Raw genomic sequence first — 22,963 nt, 5'->3', positions numbered from 1 at the left:
AACTCACTCTTTCTTGGCGGCAGCTTTGGGTGCCGTTGAGGTCTTGGCGGCGGCATCGTCCGATGCCGCTTGGGCCTGACCTGCGTCTTTTTCGATCACAGGCCGGGCCGGTGCTTCCTTGGCCGGGGCGGCATCCGAAAGCTTTGCCTCTGCCGCTTCGGCAGCGGCAATGGCTTCCGCCGCTTCGCGTTGCTTGCGCTCGGCGGCGGCCCGCGCGGTGCTGGCTTGGATCTTCTTCACATCCTCCGCCTTTTGGGCAGCCAGTTTGCCGGTCTCGCTCTCGGGGTCGAAATTGGTCAGGGACCGGGTCGCGTCCTTGACCTCATCCATGGCGCTGCCCAGAGGGTTGCTGGCCGTTTTCAGCGATTTGTTCAGAGACGACGACATCTCGCGCATGCCGCTTTCATCGGCGGCATCGTTCATCGCTTGGCTGAATTCACGCGCCATGCCTTTGGCCTTGCCCACGAATTGCCCGACACGCCGAAACAGCACGGGCAAGTCCTTGGGGCCGACCACGATCAGGGCCACCACGCCGATGACTAAAAGTTCCGTCCAACCCAGATCGAACATTGGGTTACACCCGGTCCTTGTCGGCCTTCAGGTCGGTCTTGGGATGGGTGCCCTGATCGGCATGTTCGGGCAGGTCAGCATGGTGCACGTCCTCGACATGTTTGATCTCGTCGCGCTTGTTCTCTTCTTCGCCTTCGCTGATGCCTTTCTTGAAGCTGGTGATGCCCTTGCCGACTTCGCCCATGAGCGAGGAAATCTTGCCACGGCCAAAAAGCACCAGGACGACAACCGCGATCAGCAGCAGGCCCGGCAATCCGATATTGTTCAACATGTCTGTTCTCCCATCATGTTTGGCGCGGTCTGGTCGCGCCGGTCTGCACCGTGATAGCGGGCGGCGCCGGGACCATGAAGGGGCAATGCAACGGATGGGCGGTGCGGCGGGCGAAGGACTGCCGATTTTCGGGCGTGCAATTCGCCTTATGACATGTTTTTGTCAGGAGCGTCAGGAGCGTCAGGAGGCGTGATGGTATCAACGAAGACCGAAGATCGGCTTGTCCGGCTGATCGACAGGCTGCGGGATGGGCAGCTGCACCGGGCCGAGGATTTGGCCCTGCAATTCGGCGTCTCCCCCCGGACGATCTACCGCGATATGGGCAAGCTCGGCGCGGCGGGCCTGTCCATCATCGGCACCCGGGGCGAAGGCTATCGGATCACGCCGGCGATCACCCTGCCCCCGCTGACCCTGACGGCGGCGGAGTTGGAGGCGCTGAACCTCGGTCTTGCCGTGGCGGCGGAGGTGGGTGACCCCGCCCTACAAGCCGCGGCAGAGACATTGGCCGCCAAGTTCGACGCGGTGCTGCCGACCGAGACCATTGCCGAGGGTGCCGCATGGGCGCAGGCGCTGAGGTCGCAGGGCAAGGCCACGCGGGTTTTCACACATCTCCCTGTGCTGCGCGCGGCGGTGCAGGCCCGCCAAAAGCTGCGGATTGCAGTGATCGGCGACGCGCCGCAGGTGATACGTCCGTTGGAGGTGCGCAACTGGGGGCGGTTCTGGCTGCTGACGGCCTGGAGCGAGGGGGCGGCGGGTTTCGTGACCCTACCGCTCGACCAGATCGAAAGCGCTGAGCCGCTACCGGAGTTGTTCGTGGACGAGCCGGGCAGAACGCTCGCGGACCATCGCCCCTAGCCCCAGATCAGGGCCGCCCCCTTAGCCCTTCAATTGCCAGCCGGTTTGCGGAGGCAGAAACGCCTCGACACTGGCCTGCGCGATCACGATGGTATCCTGCCCCGTGGCCACGTTCAGCCCGCCCTTCACCGCGCGAACCTCGGCGCGGCCGCGAGGAAGTTTGGCCACCAGCGCGTCGACATCCACCTTCTCAGGCTCCTGAACCGCGACGGTAACCTGCACGCGCATCTGATCCGGCGTCACCTCCAGCGCGCCGAACAGCGGCAGGGAAGAATGGCGCAGGGCATCCTCGATCGCGCGGGCGGCGGCCTTGGTATAGTCCATCCCGTGCAGATCGTTGCCCATGCCCATTTCGATGATGATCCGCTGCTCAGCCATCGGCACGCTCCATGTCGAAGCCCACGGAAAGCGCCACATTGGCTATGACGGTTGGGTTCCCTTCGCCTTCGGGGCGCGGCACATCAAGGCCGCCGTGATGCAGCGTCACCGTCACCTCACCATAGGGAAAGACCGCGCGCAGCGCTTCGGCATCCACCAGATCGGGACGCTGCACGCCCACGTCGAGGGTGATGCGCATGGCCGACCTGTCGAAACCGAAAAGCTCGGCCAGATTGATCGAATTGTGCCACAGCGCATCCTGCACCGCGCGTTTCGCGGCCTGCGTATAATCACCGCGCCGCAGGGAGGAGCCCATGCCGAATTCCACCAACAGCGGCTTCATGAGGTCACCGGAAAGACAAAGCAACGGTCGCGGCGCACGGTCAGCCACATGACGGCACCGGGCTGCGGCAAAAAGACATTGGGCACCGTGGCCTTGAGCCGCGATCCGTCCTCTTCCAACACGAATTCCACCAGGCTTTCGTTGCCCATGAAGCGCGCGCGTTCCACCAGCGCGCGGGCCGGGGTACCATCGGTCGCCGTGGGGCGCGGCCCTTGTCCGGCGCGGTCAAAGTCGATCCGCAGGTGCTGCGGGCGGAAAACGATATTCACGCGGGTGCCATCCGGCAGACCGGGGGCAAGGAACTCACCGAAGACCGTTTCGGCCAGTGCACCGTTCACAGTGGCATTCAACACATTCGCATCACTGAAGAACGCGACCGAGGCGCGGTCGACGGGCCGGGTGTAGACATTGTAGGGCGCGCCCTGCTGCACGATCTTGCCGTCGCGCATCAGTGCGATCTCATCGGCCATGCGCATCGCTTCGTCCGGCTCATGGGTAACCAGCAAAACGGCGGTGTCTTCCTCTTTCAGGATGCTCAGCGTCTCATCCCGGATGCCATCGCGCAGGCGGTTGTCGAGGCCGGAAAACGGCTCGTCCATCAGCATGATGCGCGGCTGCGGCGCCAGCGCGCGGGCCAGCGCCACGCGCTGCTGCTCTCCGCCTGAGAGCTGGTGCGGGTAGCCGTCGATGTAGCGCAGCAGGTCCACCCGTTCGAGCAGTTCCTCGATCCGGGCGCGCTTCTGCTCGCGCGTGCCTTTCTTGAGGCCAAAGCCCACGTTGTCGGCCACGCTCAAATGTGGGAACAGAGCGAAATCTTGGAACATCAGCCCGATCTCGCGCCGCTCGGGTGGGACGCGGAACATGGTGTCGCAGATCAGTTTGCCATCGACATGGATCGTGCCGCTGTCTTGCATCTCAACCCCCGCGATCATGCGCAGCGTGGTGGATTTGCCGCAGCCCGAAGGGCCAAGCAAGCAAGTCACCTGCCCCGGCAAGATCTGCAAAGATACGTCATCGACCACCTGCCGCCCGCCATAGGCGCGGCGCAGGTTCTTGATTTCCAGTCGGGGGGTGGGGTCACTCATGAAGGCTGCGGTATCCGATCAAATCGCTCGGAAACCCAGCTATCAGCCCCGCCGCGCCCCCGCAAGCACCGCCGCAAACCCGACCAGCAACACAAGGACGCAGATCACCAGCAATTGCTCGTATTTATGCCCCTCGGGCAGCAGCATTGCGACCCATCCCCAGCCCCGCGCGAAATAGGCCGTAGCCCCCAGCATCGCGGCGGCAAAGGCGGCAAGGTAGCTCCAGACCGGGACCGCGCGCCCCGCCACCAGCCCGATGAGCAGCACGGGGGTAAGGAACATCGACGCGGTGCCGCTGACCGCGACGGCATCAAAAAGCGTGGCGTTTCCCCAAAGCGTCAGCAGCGCGCCAAGCGCCATGAACCCCGCCATCACCAGCCGCCCGCCCGCGAGGCTGCGCGGGGCGATGCGCCATTCCTCAACCATCAACCGCGCGGCAGAGGCGAGCGCCGAGTCGAGTGTCGAGAGCGCCGAGACCAGCAGCGACAGCATCAGCGCCACAAATATCCAGCCCGGGAACATTTGCGCCCATGTGCCGATCAACTCGCCCTCATAGGCCGCGCCGGTCAGGCTGGCTTGGATGCCGAAGAAGCCGAAGCCGATGATGCAGAGGGTCGAAATCCAGAAGGCATGGAGAAAGGATGCTCGGGTTGTCGCCTCATCCGCCAGAAAACCGCGGTCCATCATCACCGGGTCATGCGCCGGATAGGAAAAGACCTGCAACAGCGCCACGACCAAAAGCACCCAGCCGTTATACGGCCCCGAGGTGCCCGGCGCGCTCAGCACCGCGCCAAGCTCAAACCCCGGGCTGAGCAGCAGCGCCCCAAGTGCGAGACCGAAGACGACGAGAAAGACCAGCATCTGCACCACATCCGTGCGCAGCGCGGCGGAGAGCCCGCCCCATGCCGAATAGCCAAAGCCGAGGGCGGCGACGATCAGCACCGCCAGCGTGCCCGACCCGGGCCAGACGGCCTCGAAGATCAGCGCCACGACCAACAGATTGGCAAAGACCTCGGACAGCAGCCGCAGCCCGATCACGAGGTTATAGGCCGCCGTGCCCGCGCCCCCGAAACGGCCCGCCAGCCAGTCCTGCACCGACCGCGCGCCGCCGCGCCGCAGGTGGCCGACGATGAAACCGCCCGTCAGGAACGACCCGTAATAGGCCGCATAGGCCAGCGTGCCCGCGATGCCGTAGAAATAGCCCAAGATCGCCGCGTTCATCAGGCTGCGGGCGAAGATCCACGTGGTGACTTGGCTCAGCACCAGCACCCAAAGTCCCGGCGCGCAGCCTGCCGCATTGGCCCCGCCAAAGAAGCCTTCGACCGTCGCGCGGCGCGGTGCCACCAAGAGGCTGGCAAGGATCACGGCAGCGAAAAGAAGGACAAGAACAGTGGTTTGCATGGGCAGCGGACCTTTTGCGAGAAGCTGATCCACAAGGGTTAGCCGCCGCTTGCAATCCGGGCCAGCACTGAAACCGCTGCTGTCAGGAATGTGATCCGCCGCGACGGGTCATGGCCGGGACGCGCGCCCCGGCCATGGAGGGTTTACATGGTCAGATTGGTGCCGCCGCCATCCAGCAACAGGTTCTGCCCCACGATGAAGCCCGCGTGCTGCGAACAAAGGAAGGCACAGGTCGCGCCGAACTCGTCACGCGTGCCATAACGCCCCGCAGGGATGCCCGCCTGCCGCTCGGCGCGGGCCTCGTCCAGCGTGATGCCCTTTTGCTTGACCACATTGGCGTCGAGCGAATCTGCCCGGTCGGTCGCATGGATGCCCGGAAGAAGGTTGTTGATCGTGACCCCCTTGCCCGCCACCTGCCGCGCGGTGCCCGCGACATAGCCGGTAAGCCCGGTGCGGGCGGAGTTGCTCAGCCCCAGAACGGGGATCGGCGCGCGCACCGACTGGCTGGTGATGTTGACGACCCGGCCCCAGCCGCGCTCCATCATGGCGGGCACCAGCGCTTTGATCAGCGCGATGGGGGCCAGCATATTGGCGTCGAGCGCCTTGATGAAATCCTCGCGGTCCCAATCCTGCCACATGCCGGGAGGCGGGCCGCCCGCGTTGTTGACCAGAATGTCACAGCCCTCGGCCGCCTTGATGACCAGCGCCTGCCCCTCTTCCGCGGCCACATCCGCCGCCACGGTGGTGACTTCGACACCGTGTTCCTGACGGATGCGCTCGGCAGACGCCTCAAGCGCCTCTGCGCCACGGGCGTTCATCACAAGGTTCACCCCTGCCGCCGCCAGCGCCTCGGCGCAGCCAAGGCCCAGCCCCTTGGACGAGGCACAGACCAGCGCCTTCTTCCCTTTGATTCCCAAATCCATTTCGATTCCTCCTATGCATTTGCATATGCCTACCACGCCGCGCCGCCAATGCCAGCAAATCACCCGAGCCTTGACCCATCGAGGCCATAATTCTAGCTTAGCTCACTGGCGAAAGCCCCTGAACCAAAGGCCCGTCATGTCCCGCAGCCGCACCGCCCCCGCACAGAACATCGCCGTCTACCGCGCCGGGCAATTCCGCGCGAGCGATGGGGCCAATATGGGCGATGCGCTGTCCTTTGCCGCCGAATTGGTCCTCGATGATGTCTATGAGTTGGACCGCGCGGCAGAGCCGCAGCGCCTGTCGCTGCTAACCCTGCCCGGCGATCAATTCCGCCTCGCCGAAGAGACCGGCGTGGGCCGCCCCGGGGGTGATCTGCATCTCGACAGCCTGCTCACGCTGATGTCACCCGACGGGCAGACCCAAGAGGCGCTGTTGCTGGTGGAGGTCGATCCGCACGGCCACGCGGCAGACGTTTACCTGCTCCCGCTGGGCCCGCTGACACCGCAGACCGGCTACCGGATCGTGGGCATCGACACCCAGACCGCGCGGCAAAAGTTCGGCCAACTCGCCTGCGTCTCTTTCACGCGCGGCACCCATATCTCGCTCAGCACCGGAGAGCTACGGCCCATCGAAGACCTGCGCGTCGGGGACCGTATCCTGACCCGTGACGACGGGATGCAAACCCTGCGCTGGATCGGGCAAAGCACCCTGCGCGCGGTGGGCGAGTTTGCCCCGATCCGCATCCGCGCAGGCACGCTCAACAACGAACACGACCTGATCGTCAGCCCCGATCACCGGCTTTTCATCTATCAACGCAGTGACGAGATGGGAGCGGGCCGGTCCGAACTGCTGGTCAAAGCGCGGCATCTGGTCAATGGCGACAGCGTCACGGTGCAGGACGGCGGCTTTGTCGATTACTTTCAACTGCTCTTTGACGGACATCAGATCATCTACGCCGAGGGCATCGCCGCCGAATCCATGCTGGTCGACAGCCGCACCCGATCGGTCCTGCCGCCAGAGATGGCCGAAGCCTTGGGCGAGGTGATCCCCGGCCATTCCGATCTGCCCCACGCCGGGCTCGATCTGGCAGAGGCACTGCTTGACCGCCCCGACGCGGCGGCGCTGCTGCGCAAAGCCTCAACCCGTTAAGGCGCCTCGACGGCGTAGTGAAACTCCTCCCGGACGATCTTGCCGTCTTTGACGTGGTAAACGCCGATCTCTTCCATCTGGAACCGCTCACCGCTTTGCTTATCGGTGGCATCGACCTTGAACATCGCGCTGAACTGACTGTTGCCAAAGTAGAACGGGCCGATCACCTCGGTGCTATGTTCCTCCATCGCGTTTTCCCACCAGTCATGTTTACCGTGGATCGCCTTGACGCCCTGGGTCTCTCGCCCTTGCCCGCCCATATCTGCAGCCTCGACCGAGACGGCATCGTCGGCATAGAGCCGATCAAGGTTCGCACGCACTGCAGCATTCCCCGCACGGCAGCCCGCCACCAATTCGCGGGCGATCTCTTTCAGTTCCATCGCATTCCCTCCATGTACCCCTTATGTTCTCACCCTATGCCAGCCTGCGATTCGCATCAATGGCCAGATTGCGCCCGGTCGCGGCGCGTCCTATATGGGTCGGATGTTGGACACGCCGCAAAACCGCCCCGCCCTGCCGCCCGAGATCGCGCGCCGTCGCACCTTTGCGATCATCAGCCACCCTGACGCGGGCAAAACCACGCTGACTGAAAAGTTCCTGCTGTTCGGCGGGGCCATTCAGATGGCCGGCCAGGTGCGCGCCAAGGGCGAGGCCCGGCGCACGCGCTCGGACTTCATGGCGATGGAAAAGGACCGGGGCATTTCCGTCTCGGCCTCGGCCATGTCCTTTGATTTTCATAGCGGTGACACTAACTACCGGTTCAACCTTGTCGACACGCCCGGCCACTCTGACTTTTCCGAAGACACCTACCGCACCCTGACGGCGGTGGATGCCGCCGTGATGGTGATCGACGGCGCGAAAGGCGTGGAAAGCCAGACGCAGAAACTTTTCGAAGTCTGCCGGATGCGCGACCTGCCGATCCTGACCTTCTGTAACAAGATGGACCGGGAAAGCCGCGATACCTTTGAAATCATTGACGAGATTCAGGAGAACCTCGCCATCGACGTGACACCCGCAAGCTGGCCCATCGGCGTGGGCCGCGATTTCGTGGGCTGCTACGACATGCTGCGCGACCGGCTGGAACTGATGGACCGCGCCGACCGGAACCGCGTCGCCGACAGCATCAAGATTGAAGGGTTGGACGACCCCAAACTTGCCGCACATGTCCCCGCCGCGCTGCTGGAGAAACTGCGCGAAGACCTTGAAATGGCGCGCGAACTGCTGCCGCCGCTGGACCTCAAGGCGATGCACGAAGGCACGCTGACGCCGATCTGGTTCGGCTCGGCGATCAACTCCTTCGGGGTGCGCGAATTGATGGAAGGCATCGCCAAATACGGGCCTGAGCCGCAAATCCAAGCCGCCACCCCGCGCCAAATCCTGCCCGAAGAGAACAAGGTCGCGGGCTTTGTCTTTAAGGTGCAGGCCAATATGGACCCCAAGCACCGCGACCGTGTGGCCTTTGTCCGCCTCGCTTCGGGGCATTTCGAGCGCGGCATGAAAATGACCCATGTGCGCACGAAAAAGCCGATGACCGTCTCCAACCCGGTGATGTTCCTCGCCTCCGACCGCGAGTTGGCCGAGGAGGCTTGGGCCGGTGACATCATCGGCATTCCCAACCACGGACAGCTGCGCATCGGCGACACGCTGACCCAAGGCGAAGCGCTCCGCGTAAGCGGCATCCCCTCCTTCGCGCCCGAATTGCTGCAATCGGTCCGCGCGGGCGATCCGCTGAAGGCGAAACACCTTGAAAAAGCGCTGATGCAATTTGCCGAAGAAGGTGCTGCAAAAGTGTTCAAACCCTCGATCGGGTCAGGGTTTGTCGTGGGCGTTGTCGGCCAGTTGCAATTCGAAGTGCTCGCCAGCCGGATCGAGTTGGAATACGGCCTGCCGGTTCGGTTTGAGCCGTCTCAGTTCACCTCGGCCCGCTGGGTGAACGGCACAAAGCAAGCCGTTGATAAGTTTACCGAAAGCAACAAACAGCACATCGCGCATGATCATGATGGCGACATCGTTTACCTGACCCGCCTGCAATGGGACATCGACCGGGTCGAGCGCGATTACCCGGATGTGAAGCTGACCGCGACCAAGGAAATGATGGTGTAAAACGGCCCGCGCCCCCGGGGCCGGAAAGCCTTGATTTCGTGGCCAATCATGGCATTCTAACCCCAACTGGGGAGACGCAATGACAACGCCGACGAAATGGGGGCTGGTTGCCACGATCTTGGCCCCCGCAGAGGAGATACGACGCTTTGCCGCCTACCATCTGGAGGCGGGCGCGCATCGCCTCTACCTATACCTCGATGCTGAAAACCCAGAGGCTTTCGAAAGCCTGAAGGCCCATCCGAAAATCCGTGTCACCACCTGCGATGAGGCTTATTGGCAAAAGCTCTGCGGTAAACGTCCGCAAAAGCACCAAGTCCGTCAAAGCCAGAACGCGACCCGCGCCTATAACCGGGCGGATGATGTGGATTGGCTGATCCATATGGATGTGGACGAATTCCTCGTCTCTGAGCGCCCCGTGGAAGAGGTGCTTGCCACCCTGCCCCCGACGCAGAAAATCGCCCGTATCCGCCCGATGGAGGCTTTGGCGGGAGAGACCACTGCCTTCAAAGCCTTCATTCCGAACGGCCCCGAGCGCGCCCGGATCGTCTCGGCGCTTTATCCGACCTATGGCGACTACGTCAAAGGTGGCTTTCTGAGCCATCTGGCCGGGAAAGTTTTCGTTCGCACCGGGATGGCAGAAGTGCGTCTTCAAATCCACAACGCCTTTCAGAAAGAGACGTTGATCGACGGGCCAGAGCAGCAGCCCGGCATCGATCTGGCGCATCTTCACGCGAAAAGCTGGCCGGAGTGGCTCGCCGCCTATCGCTACCGGCTTGAAAAAGGCTCTTACCGCGCCGATCTGGCCCCGAACCGTCCCCGCGACCGTGGCGGATTGTCGATGCATGAACTCTTTTCCATGATCGAATCCGAAGGGGGTGAGCCGGGATTGCGCGCCTTTTTCGATGAGGTCTGCGCCGATACGCCCGAGCTGCGCGCAGCGTTGAACTCCCATGGTCTGCTGCGCCTCGCCGAACTCGGCCTTGATGCAAAGGTGTCGCGCCACCTCCCCAGATAAGCGCCTGAGAGGGCAAGTGTTTGACGGCTGGGCCGCAACTTGCTATGCGCTTTCGCAACATGCCGCGGCAAATGCCGCCCCTTGGGCCATTCGGGCCGGCTTGTATTGCTGCCGCGGGCCAAGTCAGTGTCCGCTCAACTCGGACGCACATGACAAAATTTACCGATCTGAACCTGAATGCCAAGGTCCTCAAAGCTATTGAAGAGGCAGGCTACGAATCGCCCACACCTATTCAGGCGGGCGCCATTCCCCCCGCTCTCGAAGGCCGTGACGTCTTGGGCATCGCCCAGACCGGCACCGGCAAGACAGCCAGCTTCACGCTGCCGATGCTGTCACTTCTCGCCCGTGGCCGGGCACGCGCGCGGATGCCGCGGAGCCTTGTGCTCTGCCCCACGCGGGAGCTGGCCGCGCAGGTGGCTGAGAACTTTGACACCTATTCCAAGCATCTGAAGCTGACCAAGGCGCTGCTCATCGGCGGCGTGTCCTTCAAAGAACAGGACAAGCTGATCGACAAGGGTGTCGACGTGCTGATCGCCACGCCGGGCCGTCTTTTGGACCATTTCGAGCGTGGCAAGCTGATCCTGTCGGACGTCAAGGTCATGGTCGTGGACGAGGCCGACCGGATGCTCGACATGGGCTTCATTCCGGACATCGAGCGGATCTTCGGCCTCACGCCTTTCACCCGGCAGACGCTCTTCTTCTCGGCCACCATGGCGCCCGAGATCGAGCGGATCACCAACACCTTTCTCAGCAACCCCGAGCGGATCGAAGTGGCACGTCAGGCGACCACGAGCGAGAATATCGAACAGGGCGTCGTCATGTTCAAAGGCTCGCGCAAGGACCGCGAGGCGAGCGAGAAGCGCAAGCTGCTGCGCCTGCTGATCGACGCCGAAGGCGAGAAATGCACCAATGCGATCATCTTCTGCAACCGCAAGATGGACGTGGATATCGTGGCAAAATCGCTGAAGAAATACGGCTATGACGCGGCCCCGATCCATGGCGATCTGGACCAAAGCCAGCGGACCAAAACGCTGGAAGGGTTCCGCGCTGGCGAGTTGCGTTTCCTCGTGGCATCGGACGTGGCCGCGCGCGGCCTCGATGTGCCGAGCGTGAGCCATGTCTTCAACTTCGATGTGCCCAGCCATGCCGAAGACTACGTTCACCGCATTGGCCGCACCGGCCGCGCGGGCCGCGATGGCAAGGCGATCATGATCTGCCAGCCGCGCGACGAGAAGAACTTCGAAGATGTCGAGCGTCTGGTGCAAAAGGAAATTCCGCGCATCGAAAACCCGCTTGGGCAAGCGAAACCCGCCGAGGAGGCATCCGACATCCCGGCCAAGTCCGATGACAAGCCCAAGCGGACCCGCTCGCGCAGCCGCAAGGCCGACAAACCTGCCGAGGCACCCGTCGAGGACAAGCAACCGCAGGCCGAAAAGGCCGAGGCCAAGGCTGACGCCAAAACCGACGACAAAGCGCAGCCCGAAAAGGCAGAGGCCTTGCAGGACGAGCGCAAATCGGGCCGCGGCAACAAGGACGAGAAGAAATCGCGCGGCGGACGGGGCCGGGGCGACAAACGCGGCGGTAACGACAACCGCGTGGTCGGACTGGGCGATCACACGCCCGACTTCATCGGTCTGAGCTTTCGCGAACGCATCTAATCCCCGCCACCGCGGGCATGAATACGCCGCCGATCCCTGCCGGGATTGGCGGCTTTTTCGTCTGTGCTATGTGAAGGGAAACCCACCAGATAGGACCATCATGCTGCGCCCCGCCCTCTTCGCCCTCGCCCTTACCCTGACCGCCCTTACCGCCGCCCCCGCCAGCGCCGAACGCTGCCGGGCCGAGGTCAATGGCGCCGAAGTTGTGGTGGAGGCGGAAAATTTCGCCAATTTCGCCGAAGAGGTCGGCACCCGCGAGCGGCTCATGAATTGGCCGGCGCGGAAGTGGAGCAAGCTTTGGGGCACGCCGCCCGCCTGCGATAGCGGGGTGCTGTTCGACTACCTCGCCACCACCGTGCCGCTGGATCAGATCGACGGCTATTGCCTGACCGCCACCCCCGAAGACGGGCATTTCCTGATCCCCGGCGCGCGGAACTATCGCGGCTATTGCAAGAAGACCTTCTGCGAGCGGGTGAACACCACCAAGGAAGAGACCGTCGAGATCAGTAAGAACATCGCACGCTCCGCTGTGGACACGCTGAGCCAGCCAGACAACCTCCGCGCCGTGGCGCATAAATCGGGGGCGTTCATTTTGACGGGAGGGGCATCTGCCCTCAGCGCCAATCTGGCGACAACAGGCAGCACGCTGGCCACTGCACTGTCGACCCCCGCCGCCCTTGCGGCCACGGGGGTGAGCGTGGTCGCGGTGGGCGGCGCGGTCTATATGTGCAGCGGTGACGCGGAGGTCAGCTCAGACGGCTGACCACCACGGTGACTTCGGGCTTCTTGCCGATTTCGTCATAGGACGACTGGCGCGCGACCTTTTTCAGACCGTCATTCAGCTTGTCGTCATCCCGCAGGGTGGCGGCTTTCTGACGGTTCAGCCATTGGCTGAGGTCTTGTTCCAGCACGTCCACGAGCGGCGCGTTGGAGCGGCCCGTTTCCGGCAGGCCCATCAGATCGACCCAAGGCTCGCCCAAAGGCTCGTCATCGGTATCTAGGATCAGCGTCACAGTGGCATGGCCGTTCAGCGCCATGCGGATACGGTCGCGGATCACACCATCGAGCGCGCCGACCTGAACCGAACCGTCCAGATACATGCGGCCTGTGTCGACATGCTCAACCACCTTGGGCTGGTTGCCCGACAGGTCCACCATCATGCCGTTCACCGCCAGAACGCCGGTGATGCCCTTGGCATCGGCGATCTTGACGTGTTCGCGCAGGTGGCGGTGCTCCCCGTGCATGGGGATCAGAACCTGCGGTTTCACGATGGCATGGAGCGTTTCCAGATCGGGGCGGTTGGCATGGCCCGACACATGGTAGAGGCCCGAGGAGTCGTCGACAACATCGACGCCCTTTTCCGAGAACTGGTTGATGATCGAGATCACGCCACGCTCATTGCCTGGAATGGTTTTCGACGAAAAGAGGAAGAGATCGCCCTCTTTCAACTCGATCCCCTGATACTTGCCCCGCGCCAGTTGCGCAGAGGCCGCGCGGCGCTCCCCTTGACTGCCGGTGACCAGCAACATCAGGTTCTCGCGCGGGATCGCGCGGGCGTTTTCGGGCGAGATGACGGGCGGGAAATCTTTCATCACACCGGTCTGGATCGAGGCTTCGACCATCCGGTTCATCGCACGGCCCAAGAGTACGATCGACCGCCCTGCCCGCGCACCGGCTTCGGCCAGCGTTTTGACCCGCGCCACGTTGGAGGCAAAGGTGGTGGCGACGACCATGCCCTCGGCGCTGCTGACGAGCTTCTCGATCTCCGGGCCTACAGTGGCTTCGGAGCGACCGGGATGGGCCGAGAAGACATTGGTGCTGTCGCAGATCAGCGCCTTGACGCCATCTTTGCAAACATCGGCCCAAAGCGCGTCGTCAAAGGCTTCGCCGACGCCCGGCGTCCGGTCGATCTTGAAGTCGCCGGAGTGGATCGTGCGCCCTTCGGGCGTGTCGATCACCATGGCCGAGGATTCGGGGATCGAATGCGAGATCGGCAGGAAGCCCACTTTGAACGGACCTGCGGTGATCTGCTCGGGCCATGCGCTGACGGTGGTGACCGCATCCTCGGGGTGGCCGTGTTCGGACATCTTCCGGCGGGCGATATTGGCGGTAAAGGCGCGCGCATAGATCGGCGCCTTCAGCACCTCATAGGAATGCGCGATGGCGCCGATGTGGTCTTCGTGGGCATGGGTGATAAAGATCGCCTCGATCTGGTCGCGGCGCTCTTTCAGCCAAGTGATGTCGGGCAGGATCAGGTCGACGCCCGGGGTGCTGTCCATGTCCGGGAAGGCGACACCGATGTCGACGACGATCAGCCGTTCTTTCCCGGGCTTGCCGTAGCCATAGACATAGGCGTTCATGCCAATTTCACCCGCCCCACCGAGGGGCAGATAGATAAATCGTTCGCTGCTCATATTATTCAGCTTTGTCCTTATTATAATCGTGGATCATGGTCAGCCCGTGCATCGTGAGTTCATCTTGATAATCATCGAACAGGTCGACTGCCTGCTGAAACAGCGGTGCCAGACCCCCCGTGGCGATAACCCGCATGGGTCTTGCACGTTCCGCCCTTATCCGCTCACATATCTCACGAACCAGCCCGACATAACCCCAAAAGACACCGGACTGCATACAGGCCACCGTATTGGTGCCGATCACCGACTGCGGTTTCGAGATATCGACATGCGGCAGGGCGGCGGCGGCATTGTGCAGCGCCTCTAGGCTGAGGTTCACCCCCGGCGCGATCACGCCGCCGATATAAGCCCCATCTTCGGCCACCACGTCAAAGGTCGTGGCCGTGCCGAAATCCACCACGATCAGATCACCGCCATAGAGGTCAAAGCCTGCCACGGTGTTCACCAACCGGTCCGGACCAACCTGCGTTCCTTCGTCGACCCGCACGTCGATCGGCAGCGCGCAGCCCGGTTTCCCGACAACAAAGGGCCGCGTGTTAAAGTAGCGGTCCGCGAGAACGCGCAGGTTGAACACCACCCGCGGCACCGTCGAGCTGATGATCATATCGGTGATGTCGGCGTCGATATTCTGAAGCCGCATCAAGGTGTTGAGCCAAACGTAATATTGGTCGGCGGTGCGTTTCCATTCGGTTGACGTGCGCCATGTGGCGATGAACGCATCCTTGTCCCAGATAGAGAACACGGTGTTGGTGTTGCCACAGTCGATTGCCAGAAGCATGGTGCCTCCCCTCCCCCGATTTTAGAAAAACACGTCCGCCGCGGTGATGGGCACCGCGCCGTCGCGGGTGCGCAGGATCAGATTGCCCGCGCTGTCTACATCTTCAAAAACGCCGGTCATCTCATCGCGCATGGTGCGCGCGGTGATGACCTCTCCGAGCCGCGCGGCATGGGCCAGCCACGCGCTGCGGATCGTGCTGAACCCATAGGTCGTGAACTGCTCTTCCAGACCGGCGTATTCCCGCGCAAGCATGTCAAGGAACTCTTCCGCGCTCACGTTCGCCCCCGCTTCGCGCAGGGTCACCGCAGGCAACGCGCGGGGCTCAAGGCTGCTTGCCTCCGGCCCATGGGCAAGGTTCACGCCGATGCCGATCGCCAGATGCTCACCTACGCTCTCCAACAAGATGCCAGCGACCTTGCCGCCGCGCAGCAAAACGTCATTCGGCCACTTGAGGGCAAAAGCATCCTCTCGCCCCGTCACTGCGACGAACGCGCGGTAGAGCGCAAGCGAGGCAACGAAGGAACGCAGCGCGGCAACGCCCGGAGGCTCTTTGCGCGGCATCATCAGGGTGGCTGCGAAATTGCCGCGAGGTGTGGCCCAGCTCCGGCCCCGACGTCCGCGCGCCGCCGTCTGCTCCAGCGCCAAGATCCAAGTCGGCGCGGTCAGCTCTTGCTGTAACCGCGCCGCCTCTGAGAGGGTGGAATCGAGCGTGTCATAGACGCGCCGGCCATAGCCTTCCGGCCAAGGGGTCATGCGCGGGACTGGCCGATCTCGTGCCGCACCGCTCAGTTCACCAGCGATGCCGCTGCCGATGCAGCCACGCCCTCGACCCCGAACATATTGGCGATACCGACGATCATGATCACGGCAGAGGCCATCAGCACCACGGTCAGCACGCCACCGTTCTGATGGTCGAGCGTGTCCGAACGCTCTTCACCAAAGTACATGTAAAAGACGATGCGCAGGTAGTAATAGGCACCGATCACGCTGGCGATCACGCCCGCGATGGCCAGCCATGTCATATTGGCGTCATAGGCCGCGCGCAGCACATAGAACTTGCCGAAGAAGCCCAGCATCGGCGGCACGCCCGCAAGGCTGAACAGCAGCACCAGCATCGCCAGAGCGCGGCCTGGGTTGGTCTTGGCATACATGTTGAGCAGGGTGATATCGGTCACCGGCGCGCCGTCTTTCTGCATCAGCAGGATAAAGGCGAAGGTGCCGAGGTTCATGGTCACATAGATCGCCATATAGACCAGCATCGCCTGCACGCCAAAAGCGGTGCCTGCGGCCAGACCCATCAGTGCATAGCCAATATGCGCGATGGAGGAGAAGGCCATCAGACGTTTGATATTCGTCTGACCGATCGCCGCGACCGAGCCAAAGAACATCGACAGGACCGAAAGCAGCGCGACGATCTGGCTCCAATCGCTGACGATCTGACCAAAGGCGTCATGCATCACGCGGGCAAAGAGACCCATCGCCGCGACCTTGGGTGCCGTGGCAAAGAAGGCCGCGATCGGCGTGGGCGCGCCTTCGTAAACGTCCGGTGTCCACATGTGGAAGGGCACGGCGGAAACCTTGAAGGCAAGGCCCGAGATCAGGAAGACCAGACCAAAGAGCAGGCCAAGCGAAGTGCCGCCCGTCTGAGCCGTGGTGATGATGCCCGCAAACAGCGTGGTCCCGGCGTAGCCGTAGACCAGCGATGCGCCATAGAGCAGCAGGCCCGAGCTGAGCGCGCCAAGCACGAAATACTTCAAGCCCGCTTCCGTGGATTTGACCGAGTCGCGGCGTAGGGAGGCGACGACGTAAAGCGCCAGAGACTGCAGTTCCAACCCCATGTAAAGCGCCATCAGGTCGCCCGCGCTGACCATCATCATCATGCCGACAACAGCCAAGGCCACAAGCATCGGATACTCGAACCGCAGCAATCCGCGCAGTTTCATATAGTTCTCCGACATGACCAAGACGGCAGCAGCCGAAAGCAGGATCGTCACCTTGGCAAAACGCGCGAAAGTGTCGTCGATAAACATGCCGTGGAAGGCGATATTGGTGGTGCCGTCCCCGGACATGGCCACCCAACCGGCCAGCAGCACCATCACCACCGCGGTCACCCAGACGAGCACCCCGGCGGCCTTGTCTTTCGACGTATAGACCGCGCCCAGAAGGCCAAGCAGGGCAAAGCCAGCAAGGACGATCTCAGGCAGAATGATGTTCAGATCAGCGGATATCATGCGCCAAGTCCTTCTTAATGCGAGGCATCGGCGGTCTGCACAGCGGTATCAGCCGCCTCCAGCGCCATGTCGTAATTTTCAATCAGGGCAGCCACGGAGGGCCCGATCATGTCCAGCACCAGCGCCGGATAGACGCCGAGGATCAGGGTCATCGCCACCAGCGGGGCAATGATCCATTTCTCACGCGGGGTCATGTCGGTGATCGCCTTGAGGCTTTCCTTGATCAGATCGCCCATCACCACGCGGCGGTAGAGCCACAGCGCATAGGCGGCGGAGAAGATCACCCCGGTCGTCGCCACTGCCGCAACCCAAGTGTTCACTTGGAAGGTCGCCATCAGCGTCAGGAATTCCCCCACGAAGCCCGATGTGCCCGGCAGGCCCACGTTGGCCATGGTAAAGAACATGAAGACCAGCGCATAGGCGGGCATCCGATTCACCAGACCGCCATAGGCGTCGATCTCACGGGTGTGCATCCGGTCATAGATCACGCCGACGCTGAGAAAGAGCGCGCCGGAGATGAAACCGTGGCTGATCATCTGGAAGATCGCCCCATCGACACCCTGCTGGTTGGCGGCAAAGATGCCCATGGTCACGAAACCCATATGCGCGACCGAGGAATAGGCGATCAGCTTTTTCATGTCCTGCTGCACCAGCGCCACCAGTGAGGTATAGACGATGGCGATGGCCGACATCCACAGGATCAGCGGCGTCATGACCTCGGCCCCCACTGGGAACATCGGCAAAGAGAAACGCAGGAAGCCGTAGCCGCCCATCTTCAGCAGGATCGCCGCCAGCACCACGGAGCCTGCTGTCGGCGCCTGAACGTGGGCATCGGGCAGCCAGGTGTGCACCGGCCACATCGGCATCTTGACCGCGAAGCTTGCGAAGAAGGCGAGGAACATCAGCGTCTGCATGCCGCCGACGATCTGGATGCCCAGAAGCTCGAAGCTTTCGGAGCCGAAGTTATGCGTGAGCAGGCTGATCTCACAGCCGCCGATGCAGGTGGTGCCCGCTTCGGTAAACATCGCCACCATGGCCACGAGCATCAGCACCGAGCCGAGGAAGGTGTAGAGGAAGAATTTGAAGCTCGCGTAGATACGCTCTTTCCCGCCCCAGATACCGATGATCAGGAACATCGGGATCAGGCCGGCCTCAAAGAAGAGGTAGAAGAGCACCAGATCCAGCGCCATGAAGACGCCCAGCATCAAGGTCTCCAAGAGCAGGAAGGCGATCATATACTCTTTGACGCGATGCTCCACGTTCCAGCTGGCCGCGATGACCAGCGGCATCATGAAGGTCGTGAGCATCACGAAAAGGATCGAGATGCCGTCGACGCCGAGGCGATACTTCAGGCCCAAAAGCCAGTCGGCCTCATCCACGAATTGGAAATCGGTGTTCGACGGGTCGAAGTCGAACAGCACGAAAAGCGAGATCAGGAAGGTGACCGTCGTGGTGATGAAGGCCAGCCATTTCGCATTGCGCCCGGCGGCGGCATCATCGCCCCGCAGGAAGACCGCAAGTATCAGCGCTGCGAATGCCGGGATGAATGTGATGATTGAAAGCAGATGCGTATCCATCAGTTCGCTCCTCCGCTCATCGTCATCCATGTCACCAGAACGGCGATGCCGATTACCATGGCGAAGGCATAGGTGAAGATATAGCCCGTCTGCGCCTTACCCGCGAGGCGGGTGAAGAAGGGGATGATCCCCATGGCGACGCCATTGAGCGTGCCGTCGATCACAGTGCCATCGCCGCGTTTCCACAGGAACCGGCCGATCGTTTTGGCAGGACGCACGAAAATCACGTCGTAAACCTCATCAAAGTACCATTTGTTTTTCAGGAACAGGTAAAGCGGGCGTTGGTTTGCCGCCAGCCGTCCCGGGACGGTCGGGCTCCAGATATAGAACCACAGCGCCATGATCAGACCGGCCAGCATCGCGATGAAGGGCGAGACCTTAACCCATTTCGGCGCGGCATGGGCATCTTCCAGCACATGGTTGTCGGGTGCGAAGTAAAGCGCCCCCTCGCCCGGCGCACCGCCGAAGGCTTCGTGATGCGCGCCCGCGTCTTGATGGCCTTCGACCAGCGCATCGGCGCCATGGTCGCCATCGACCGGCCCGGTCGCACCGTGATCCTCCTCGGCCCCTTCGACATGCGCGTCGCCGCCTTCGGCCATTTCCGCCATCGGGATGCCGTAGAACTTGCCAACTTGATCCACGTGACCAAAGAAGCTGCCGTACCAGATCATCCCGGCACAGACCGAACCGAGCGCCAGAACGCCAAGCGGGATCAGCATGACCATCGGGCTTTCATGCGCATGTTCATGCGTGTGCTTGTTGCCACGCGGCGCGCCAAAGAAGGTCAGGAAGATCAGGCGCCAGCTGTAGAAGCTCGTCATCGCGGCGGCGATCACAAGAAGCCAGAAGCCATACATCGACCCACCGCCCCAAGCGCTCTCGATAATCGCGTCCTTCGACAGGAACCCTGCGAAACCGATATGCGTGAGCGGAATGCCGACGCCGGTGATCGCCAGCGTGCCGATCATCATAGCCCAGAAGGTATAGGGGATCTTTTTGCGCAGACCGCCGTAGTTGGTCATGTCCTGCTCATGGTGCATCGCATGGATGACCGAGCCCGCGCCCAAGAAGAGCATCGCCTTGAAGAAGGCGTGCGTGAAGAGGTGGAACATCGCCGCCGAATACATGCCCACGCCTGCGGCCACGAACATATAGCCAAGCTGCGACATGGTCGAATAGGCGATGACGCGTTTGATATCGGTCTGCACGAGGCCGATGGTCGCCGCGACAAAGGCGGTGGTGGCGCCGATCACGGTCACGAAAGCCATCGCCTCGGGCGCGAATTCCATCACGGGCGACATGCGGCAGACAAGAAAGACACCCGCGGTCACCATGGTCGCGGCGTGGATCAGCGCCGACACGGGCGTCGGACCTTCCATAGCGTCGGGCAGCCATGTGTGCAGGAAGAGCTGTGCCGATTTACCCATCGCGCCGAGGAACAGCAGGAAGGCGATCAGGTTCGCCGCGTTCCAGTCGTTCCACAGGAAGGTAACGGACTGTTCGGCCAGATCGGGTGCGGCGGCAAAGATATCGTCAAAGCGGATCGAGTCCGTCAGCATGTAAAGGCCAAAGATGCCAAGCAGGAACGCAAAGTCCCCCACCCGGTTGACCACAAAGGCTTTCATCGCCGCGGCATTGGCCGACGGCTTGCGGAAGTAGAAGCCGATCAGCAGGTAGGAGGCCACGCCCACGCCCTCCCAGCCAAAGAACATCTGCACGAGGTTATCGGCGGTCACCAGCATCAACATCGCGAAGGTGAAGAAAGACAGATAAGCGAAGAACCGAGGCCGATAGCTTTCGTTATCGCGGAAGTTCTCGTCATGGGCCATGTAGCCGAAGGAATAAAGGTGCACGAGGCTCGACACCGTGGTGATGACGATCAACATGATCGCGGTCAGACGGTCGAGACGGATCGCCCAGTCGGTGCTCAGCGTGCCGCTTTCGATAAAGCGCAAAATCTGGATTTGCTCGGCCGGGCCGTCCAGCGTCAGGAAGACCACCCAAGACAGGAAGGCGGCAAGGAACAGCAGCCCGGTGGCGACCCACTGGGCGGCCTTCTCACCGATGATCTTCCAGCCGAAACCGCAGAGGATGGCACCCACCAGCGGGGCGAATAGGATCGTGGTTTCCATTGCCTCAGCCCTTCATCACGTTGACATCTTCCACCGCGATCGAGCCACGGTTGCGGAAGAAACAGACAAGAATGGCGAGGCCGATGGCAGCCTCAGCCGCGGCGACGGTGAGCACGAAAAGGGTAAAGACCTGCCCCGTCAGGTCACCAAGGAAGCTGGAAAAGGCGACGAGGTTGATGTTCACCGCGAGCAGCATCAATTCGATGCTCATCAGCAGAATGATCACGTTCTTGCGGTTCAGGAATAGCCCGAAGATGCCGATGACAAACAGCGTCGCCGCCACTGTCAGGTAATGCTCAAGTCCGATCATGTCGTCCCTTACGTTCCCGCCCCTTGATGGGCTTTGGTCGCGCCCCATTTGATGGGGCTTTTAGTATCACTTTGCCCCGGCTGCCACCGGGATTGCCGAAGCTTTAGCCGATAAAGCTGTAGCCGCCGAAAAATACGACGATCAACACCACGACCAGTACCACGATTGTTGTTCTCGACATTTCGACGTCCCTTTTCTCTCTTGGTTTGGCCGTTTTCTTTCAAAGAAAACGGCCCCGGAATTTTTGAAAAATTCCGTTTGTTAAAGGCCCTGCCCCGACTTCACGTCGCGCAGCTCCATCGCCTTGGCCGGGTCGCGCATCATCTGGGCCACCACGTCTTGGCGCTTCACATCCTTACGGTGACGCAGTGTCAGCACGATCGCCCCGATCATCGCCACCAGCAGGATCAGACCCGCCAATTGGAACAGCAGGAAGTAACGATCATAGAGCAGCAGGCCGAGAGCTTCGGTGTTGAACCGCGCGGGATCAATCGCATTGGCCCGCAGGCTTTCCGCCGCCGAACTCTGCTCCCATGCGCCAAAAGCCATGACGAATTGCATCAAGATCACCAACCCGATCAGCAGGGCCAGCGGCATGTAGCGCGCCATCTCGGCCTTGAGTTCGGCGAAGTCCACGTCGAGCATCATGACGACGAAGAGGAAAAGCACCGCCACCGCGCCGACATAGACGATGACCAGCAGCATCGCCACGAACTCCGCGCCAAGCAGAACGAAGAGCCCCGCCGCCGAGAGGAAGGACAGGATCAGCCAGAGCACCGAATGCACCGGGTTGCGGCTGATCACCGTGAACAGCCCGCCGGTGATGACGCTGATCGCGAAGAGGTAAAATGAAAAGACCGTCATGCGCCGTCTTCCTTCTTGGTATCTTTGTCTTCGTCGAGAACCGATTGCGCCAGCTCCAAGGCCCGGGTCATGGCGGGAAGCCCGGCAAAGACCGACATCTGGCTGATCGTCTCGACGATATGTTGTTTCGTGGCCCCCGCCTCGCGCGCGTGGCGCACGGTTTGACGAAGGGCCATGTCATTCTGCGCGCCCTGCATGGTCAGCCCGGCAAGGGTCAAAAGCAGCCGCGTTCGCGCGTCCAGCCCGCCCTTGTTGACCGTGTCGCCGAACCAGAAATCCATCATTTCCTTCGGCATGGTGCCCATCATCGCCTCGAACCCTTTTGGCGAAAAAGCATCCATCGCTGGAAAGGCTTTCGCCATTTCCTGCGCCTGCTTCATCATCGCGTCAAAAGGGTTCTTGGGGTCGCTCATCTGTAAGGCGCGTCCATTTCGAGGTTGCGGGCAATCTCGGCTTCCCAACGTTCGCCGTTGTCCAAAAGCTTGGCCTTGTCGTAGTAAAGCTCTTCGCGGGTCTCGGTCGAGAATTCGAAGTTCGGCCCTTCGACAATCGCATCAACCGGACAGGCTTCCTGACAGAAACCGCAGTAGATGCATTTCGTCATGTCGATGTCATAGCGCGTGGTGCGGCGGCTGCCGTCTTCGCGCGCTTCGGCGTCGATGGTGATCGCCTGCGCGGGGCAGATCGCTTCGCAGAGCTTACAGGCAATGCAGCGTTCCTCCCCATTGGGATACCGGCGCAGCGCGTGTTCGCCACGGAAACGGGGGCTGAGCGGCCCCTTCTCATGCGGGTAGTTCAGCGTGGTTTTTGGCGCAAAGAAATAGCGCATCCCCAGCATGAACGCCTTGGCGTAATCCGCCAGCAGGAAATATTTCGCGGCGCGGGTGTAATCAGTCGCAGCCATA

At 62.0% G+C, this 22,963-nt stretch carries 24 protein-coding genes; 6 read left to right on the top strand and 18 right to left on the bottom strand.

Annotated elements, in window-relative coordinates; translation table 11 throughout:
- Positions 1–3: 3 nt before the first annotated feature.
- Positions 4–570 (bottom strand): Sec-independent protein translocase protein TatB, encoded by a 567-nt coding sequence (tatB, locus tag ACGYLC_RS11190; protein WP_394423007.1) that lies wholly within the window; start codon positions 568–570, stop codon positions 4–6.
- Between the two features lie 4 nt (positions 571–574).
- The gene (locus ACGYLC_RS11185; protein ID WP_067268177.1) at positions 575–841 is read right to left on the bottom strand and encodes a twin-arginine translocase TatA/TatE family subunit; all 267 of its coding nucleotides are present in this window, start codon (positions 839–841) and stop codon (positions 575–577) included.
- Positions 842–1,033: 192 nt separating this feature from the next.
- Here ACGYLC_RS11185 and ACGYLC_RS11180 point away from each other — a divergent pair, with 192 nt between their 5' ends.
- Positions 1,034–1,696, top strand: coding sequence for a helix-turn-helix transcriptional regulator (locus tag ACGYLC_RS11180; RefSeq protein ID WP_394423006.1), 663 nt, complete (start codon positions 1,034–1,036; stop codon positions 1,694–1,696).
- Between the two features lie 21 nt (positions 1,697–1,717).
- Here ACGYLC_RS11180 and ACGYLC_RS11175 read toward each other — a convergent pair whose 3' ends face one another.
- The 5 genes from ACGYLC_RS11175 to ACGYLC_RS11155 all read right to left on the bottom strand — a co-directional run bounded on the left by ACGYLC_RS11175 (position 1,718) and on the right by ACGYLC_RS11155 (position 5,826).
- Positions 1,718–2,074 (bottom strand): Lin0512 family protein, encoded by a 357-nt coding sequence (locus ACGYLC_RS11175; protein ID WP_394423005.1) that lies wholly within the window; start codon positions 2,072–2,074, stop codon positions 1,718–1,720.
- On the bottom strand, positions 2,067–2,417 hold the full coding sequence (locus ACGYLC_RS11170) for a Lin0512 family protein (RefSeq protein WP_394423004.1): 351 nt from the start codon (positions 2,415–2,417) through the stop codon (positions 2,067–2,069). Before ACGYLC_RS11170 ends, ACGYLC_RS11175 begins: the two co-directional genes overlap by 8 nt.
- Complete coding sequence (locus tag ACGYLC_RS11165) at positions 2,414–3,502, bottom strand: ABC transporter ATP-binding protein (RefSeq protein ID WP_394423003.1); 1,089 nt, start codon at positions 3,500–3,502, stop codon at positions 2,414–2,416. The genes ACGYLC_RS11170 and ACGYLC_RS11165 overlap by 4 nt, the downstream gene beginning before the upstream one ends.
- A gap of 42 nt (positions 3,503–3,544) precedes the next feature.
- Entirely contained in the window at positions 3,545–4,903 is a 1,359-nt protein-coding gene (locus ACGYLC_RS11160; RefSeq protein WP_394423002.1) for a sodium:proline symporter, read from the bottom strand.
- Between the two features lie 143 nt (positions 4,904–5,046).
- Positions 5,047–5,826, bottom strand: a complete 780-nt coding sequence (locus ACGYLC_RS11155) for an SDR family oxidoreductase (protein ID WP_394423001.1) — start codon at positions 5,824–5,826, stop codon at positions 5,047–5,049.
- A 136-nt stretch (positions 5,827–5,962) separates the two neighbouring features.
- Between ACGYLC_RS11155 and ACGYLC_RS11150 the strand changes: the two genes are divergently transcribed.
- Positions 5,963–6,976, top strand: a complete 1,014-nt coding sequence (locus ACGYLC_RS11150) for a Hint domain-containing protein (protein ID WP_394423000.1) — start codon at positions 5,963–5,965, stop codon at positions 6,974–6,976.
- Here the strand turns inward: ACGYLC_RS11150 and ACGYLC_RS11145 are convergent.
- The gene (locus ACGYLC_RS11145; protein ID WP_394399767.1) at positions 6,973–7,356 is read right to left on the bottom strand and encodes a SnoaL-like domain-containing protein; all 384 of its coding nucleotides are present in this window, start codon (positions 7,354–7,356) and stop codon (positions 6,973–6,975) included. The genes ACGYLC_RS11150 and ACGYLC_RS11145 overlap by 4 nt on opposite strands.
- 103 nt (positions 7,357–7,459) lie before the next feature.
- Between ACGYLC_RS11145 and ACGYLC_RS11140 the strand changes: the two genes are divergently transcribed.
- The 4 genes from ACGYLC_RS11140 (at position 7,460) to ACGYLC_RS11125 (ending at position 12,515) form a co-directional block, all read left to right on the top strand.
- Entirely contained in the window at positions 7,460–9,079 is a 1,620-nt protein-coding gene (locus tag ACGYLC_RS11140; protein ID WP_394423028.1) for a peptide chain release factor 3, read from the top strand.
- 79 nt (positions 9,080–9,158) lie between these two features.
- Positions 9,159–10,094: a glycosyltransferase family 2 protein gene (locus ACGYLC_RS11135; protein ID WP_394422999.1), complete on the top strand. Its 936-nt coding sequence runs from the start codon at positions 9,159–9,161 to the stop codon at positions 10,092–10,094.
- A 149-nt stretch (positions 10,095–10,243) separates the two neighbouring features.
- On the top strand, positions 10,244–11,752 hold the full coding sequence (locus ACGYLC_RS11130) for a DEAD/DEAH box helicase (protein WP_394422998.1): 1,509 nt from the start codon (positions 10,244–10,246) through the stop codon (positions 11,750–11,752).
- A 100-nt stretch (positions 11,753–11,852) separates the two neighbouring features.
- Positions 11,853–12,515 carry a hypothetical protein gene (locus tag ACGYLC_RS11125; protein ID WP_394399773.1) on the top strand — a complete coding sequence of 221 codons (663 nt, stop codon included), beginning with the start codon at positions 11,853–11,855 and terminating at the stop codon, positions 12,513–12,515.
- Here ACGYLC_RS11125 and ACGYLC_RS11120 read toward each other — a convergent pair.
- From ACGYLC_RS11120 to nuoI, 10 genes are all read right to left on the bottom strand, one after another.
- The gene (locus ACGYLC_RS11120; RefSeq protein WP_394399775.1) at positions 12,499–14,166 is read right to left on the bottom strand and encodes a ribonuclease J; all 1,668 of its coding nucleotides are present in this window, start codon (positions 14,164–14,166) and stop codon (positions 12,499–12,501) included. The two genes, ACGYLC_RS11125 and ACGYLC_RS11120, sit on opposite strands and share 17 nt — an antisense overlap.
- 1 nt (position 14,167) lies before the next feature.
- Complete coding sequence (locus tag ACGYLC_RS11115) at positions 14,168–14,944, bottom strand: type III pantothenate kinase (RefSeq protein ID WP_394422997.1); 777 nt, start codon at positions 14,942–14,944, stop codon at positions 14,168–14,170.
- Between the two features lie 21 nt (positions 14,945–14,965).
- Positions 14,966–15,697, bottom strand: coding sequence for a biotin--[acetyl-CoA-carboxylase] ligase (locus tag ACGYLC_RS11110; protein ID WP_394422996.1), 732 nt, complete (start codon positions 15,695–15,697; stop codon positions 14,966–14,968).
- A 32-nt stretch (positions 15,698–15,729) separates the two neighbouring features.
- Entirely contained in the window at positions 15,730–17,175 is a 1,446-nt protein-coding gene (nuoN, locus tag ACGYLC_RS11105; protein WP_394422995.1) for an NADH-quinone oxidoreductase subunit NuoN, read from the bottom strand.
- Positions 17,176–17,189: 14 nt separating this feature from the next.
- The gene (locus ACGYLC_RS11100; protein WP_394399784.1) at positions 17,190–18,752 is read right to left on the bottom strand and encodes an NADH-quinone oxidoreductase subunit M; all 1,563 of its coding nucleotides are present in this window, start codon (positions 18,750–18,752) and stop codon (positions 17,190–17,192) included.
- On the bottom strand, positions 18,752–20,884 hold the full coding sequence (nuoL, locus tag ACGYLC_RS11095) for an NADH-quinone oxidoreductase subunit L (RefSeq protein ID WP_394422994.1): 2,133 nt from the start codon (positions 20,882–20,884) through the stop codon (positions 18,752–18,754). The genes ACGYLC_RS11100 and nuoL overlap by 1 nt, the downstream gene beginning before the upstream one ends.
- Positions 20,885–20,888: 4 nt before the next feature.
- Positions 20,889–21,194, bottom strand: a complete 306-nt coding sequence (gene nuoK / locus ACGYLC_RS11090; RefSeq protein ID WP_007119508.1) for an NADH-quinone oxidoreductase subunit NuoK — start codon at positions 21,192–21,194, stop codon at positions 20,889–20,891.
- A 261-nt stretch (positions 21,195–21,455) separates the two neighbouring features.
- Positions 21,456–22,058: an NADH-quinone oxidoreductase subunit J gene (locus ACGYLC_RS11085; protein WP_394422993.1), complete on the bottom strand. Its 603-nt coding sequence runs from the start codon at positions 22,056–22,058 to the stop codon at positions 21,456–21,458.
- Positions 22,055–22,471 (bottom strand): carboxymuconolactone decarboxylase family protein, encoded by a 417-nt coding sequence (locus tag ACGYLC_RS11080; RefSeq protein ID WP_394422992.1) that lies wholly within the window; start codon positions 22,469–22,471, stop codon positions 22,055–22,057. Before ACGYLC_RS11080 ends, ACGYLC_RS11085 begins: the two co-directional genes overlap by 4 nt.
- The gene (gene nuoI / locus ACGYLC_RS11075; protein ID WP_067263454.1) at positions 22,468–22,962 is read right to left on the bottom strand and encodes an NADH-quinone oxidoreductase subunit NuoI; all 495 of its coding nucleotides are present in this window, start codon (positions 22,960–22,962) and stop codon (positions 22,468–22,470) included. Before nuoI ends, ACGYLC_RS11080 begins: the two co-directional genes overlap by 4 nt.
- Position 22,963: the final 1 nt, after the last annotated feature.

Source organism: Sulfitobacter sp. 1A12157 (assembly GCF_043557345.1).
GTDB lineage: Bacteria > Pseudomonadota > Alphaproteobacteria > Rhodobacterales > Rhodobacteraceae > Sulfitobacter.
This window is presented reverse-complemented; position numbering and strand designations above follow the sequence as displayed.

Bases quoted from the DNA above. Each gene is read 5' to 3' on its own strand.
- tatB (WP_394423007.1), bottom strand. From the start codon at position 570: ATGTTCGATCTGGGTTGGACGGAACTTTTAGTCATCGGCGTGGTGGCC.
- ACGYLC_RS11185 (WP_067268177.1), bottom strand. From the start codon at position 841: ATGTTGAACAATATCGGATTGCCGGGCCTGCTGCTGATCGCGGTTGTC.
- ACGYLC_RS11180 (WP_394423006.1), top strand. From the start codon at position 1,034: ATGGTATCAACGAAGACCGAAGATCGGCTTGTCCGGCTGATCGACAGG.
- ACGYLC_RS11175 (WP_394423005.1), bottom strand. From the start codon at position 2,074: ATGGCTGAGCAGCGGATCATCATCGAAATGGGCATGGGCAACGATCTG.
- ACGYLC_RS11170 (WP_394423004.1), bottom strand. From the start codon at position 2,417: ATGAAGCCGCTGTTGGTGGAATTCGGCATGGGCTCCTCCCTGCGGCGC.
- ACGYLC_RS11165 (WP_394423003.1), bottom strand. From the start codon at position 3,502: ATGAGTGACCCCACCCCCCGACTGGAAATCAAGAACCTGCGCCGCGCC.
- ACGYLC_RS11160 (WP_394423002.1), bottom strand. From the start codon at position 4,903: ATGCAAACCACTGTTCTTGTCCTTCTTTTCGCTGCCGTGATCCTTGCC.
- ACGYLC_RS11155 (WP_394423001.1), bottom strand. From the start codon at position 5,826: ATGGATTTGGGAATCAAAGGGAAGAAGGCGCTGGTCTGTGCCTCGTCC.
- ACGYLC_RS11150 (WP_394423000.1), top strand. From the start codon at position 5,963: ATGTCCCGCAGCCGCACCGCCCCCGCACAGAACATCGCCGTCTACCGC.
- ACGYLC_RS11145 (WP_394399767.1), bottom strand. From the start codon at position 7,356: ATGGAACTGAAAGAGATCGCCCGCGAATTGGTGGCGGGCTGCCGTGCG.
- ACGYLC_RS11140 (WP_394423028.1), top strand. From the start codon at position 7,460: ATGTTGGACACGCCGCAAAACCGCCCCGCCCTGCCGCCCGAGATCGCG.
- ACGYLC_RS11135 (WP_394422999.1), top strand. From the start codon at position 9,159: ATGACAACGCCGACGAAATGGGGGCTGGTTGCCACGATCTTGGCCCCC.
- ACGYLC_RS11130 (WP_394422998.1), top strand. From the start codon at position 10,244: ATGACAAAATTTACCGATCTGAACCTGAATGCCAAGGTCCTCAAAGCT.
- ACGYLC_RS11125 (WP_394399773.1), top strand. From the start codon at position 11,853: ATGCTGCGCCCCGCCCTCTTCGCCCTCGCCCTTACCCTGACCGCCCTT.
- ACGYLC_RS11120 (WP_394399775.1), bottom strand. From the start codon at position 14,166: ATGAGCAGCGAACGATTTATCTATCTGCCCCTCGGTGGGGCGGGTGAA.
- ACGYLC_RS11115 (WP_394422997.1), bottom strand. From the start codon at position 14,944: ATGCTTCTGGCAATCGACTGTGGCAACACCAACACCGTGTTCTCTATC.
- ACGYLC_RS11110 (WP_394422996.1), bottom strand. From the start codon at position 15,697: ATGACCCCTTGGCCGGAAGGCTATGGCCGGCGCGTCTATGACACGCTC.
- nuoN (WP_394422995.1), bottom strand. From the start codon at position 17,175: ATGATATCCGCTGATCTGAACATCATTCTGCCTGAGATCGTCCTTGCT.
- ACGYLC_RS11100 (WP_394399784.1), bottom strand. From the start codon at position 18,752: ATGGATACGCATCTGCTTTCAATCATCACATTCATCCCGGCATTCGCA.
- nuoL (WP_394422994.1), bottom strand. From the start codon at position 20,884: ATGGAAACCACGATCCTATTCGCCCCGCTGGTGGGTGCCATCCTCTGC.
- nuoK (WP_007119508.1), bottom strand. From the start codon at position 21,194: ATGATCGGACTTGAGCATTACCTGACAGTGGCGGCGACGCTGTTTGTC.
- ACGYLC_RS11085 (WP_394422993.1), bottom strand. From the start codon at position 22,058: ATGACGGTCTTTTCATTTTACCTCTTCGCGATCAGCGTCATCACCGGC.
- ACGYLC_RS11080 (WP_394422992.1), bottom strand. From the start codon at position 22,471: ATGAGCGACCCCAAGAACCCTTTTGACGCGATGATGAAGCAGGCGCAG.
- nuoI (WP_067263454.1), bottom strand. From the start codon at position 22,962: ATGGCTGCGACTGATTACACCCGCGCCGCGAAATATTTCCTGCTGGCG.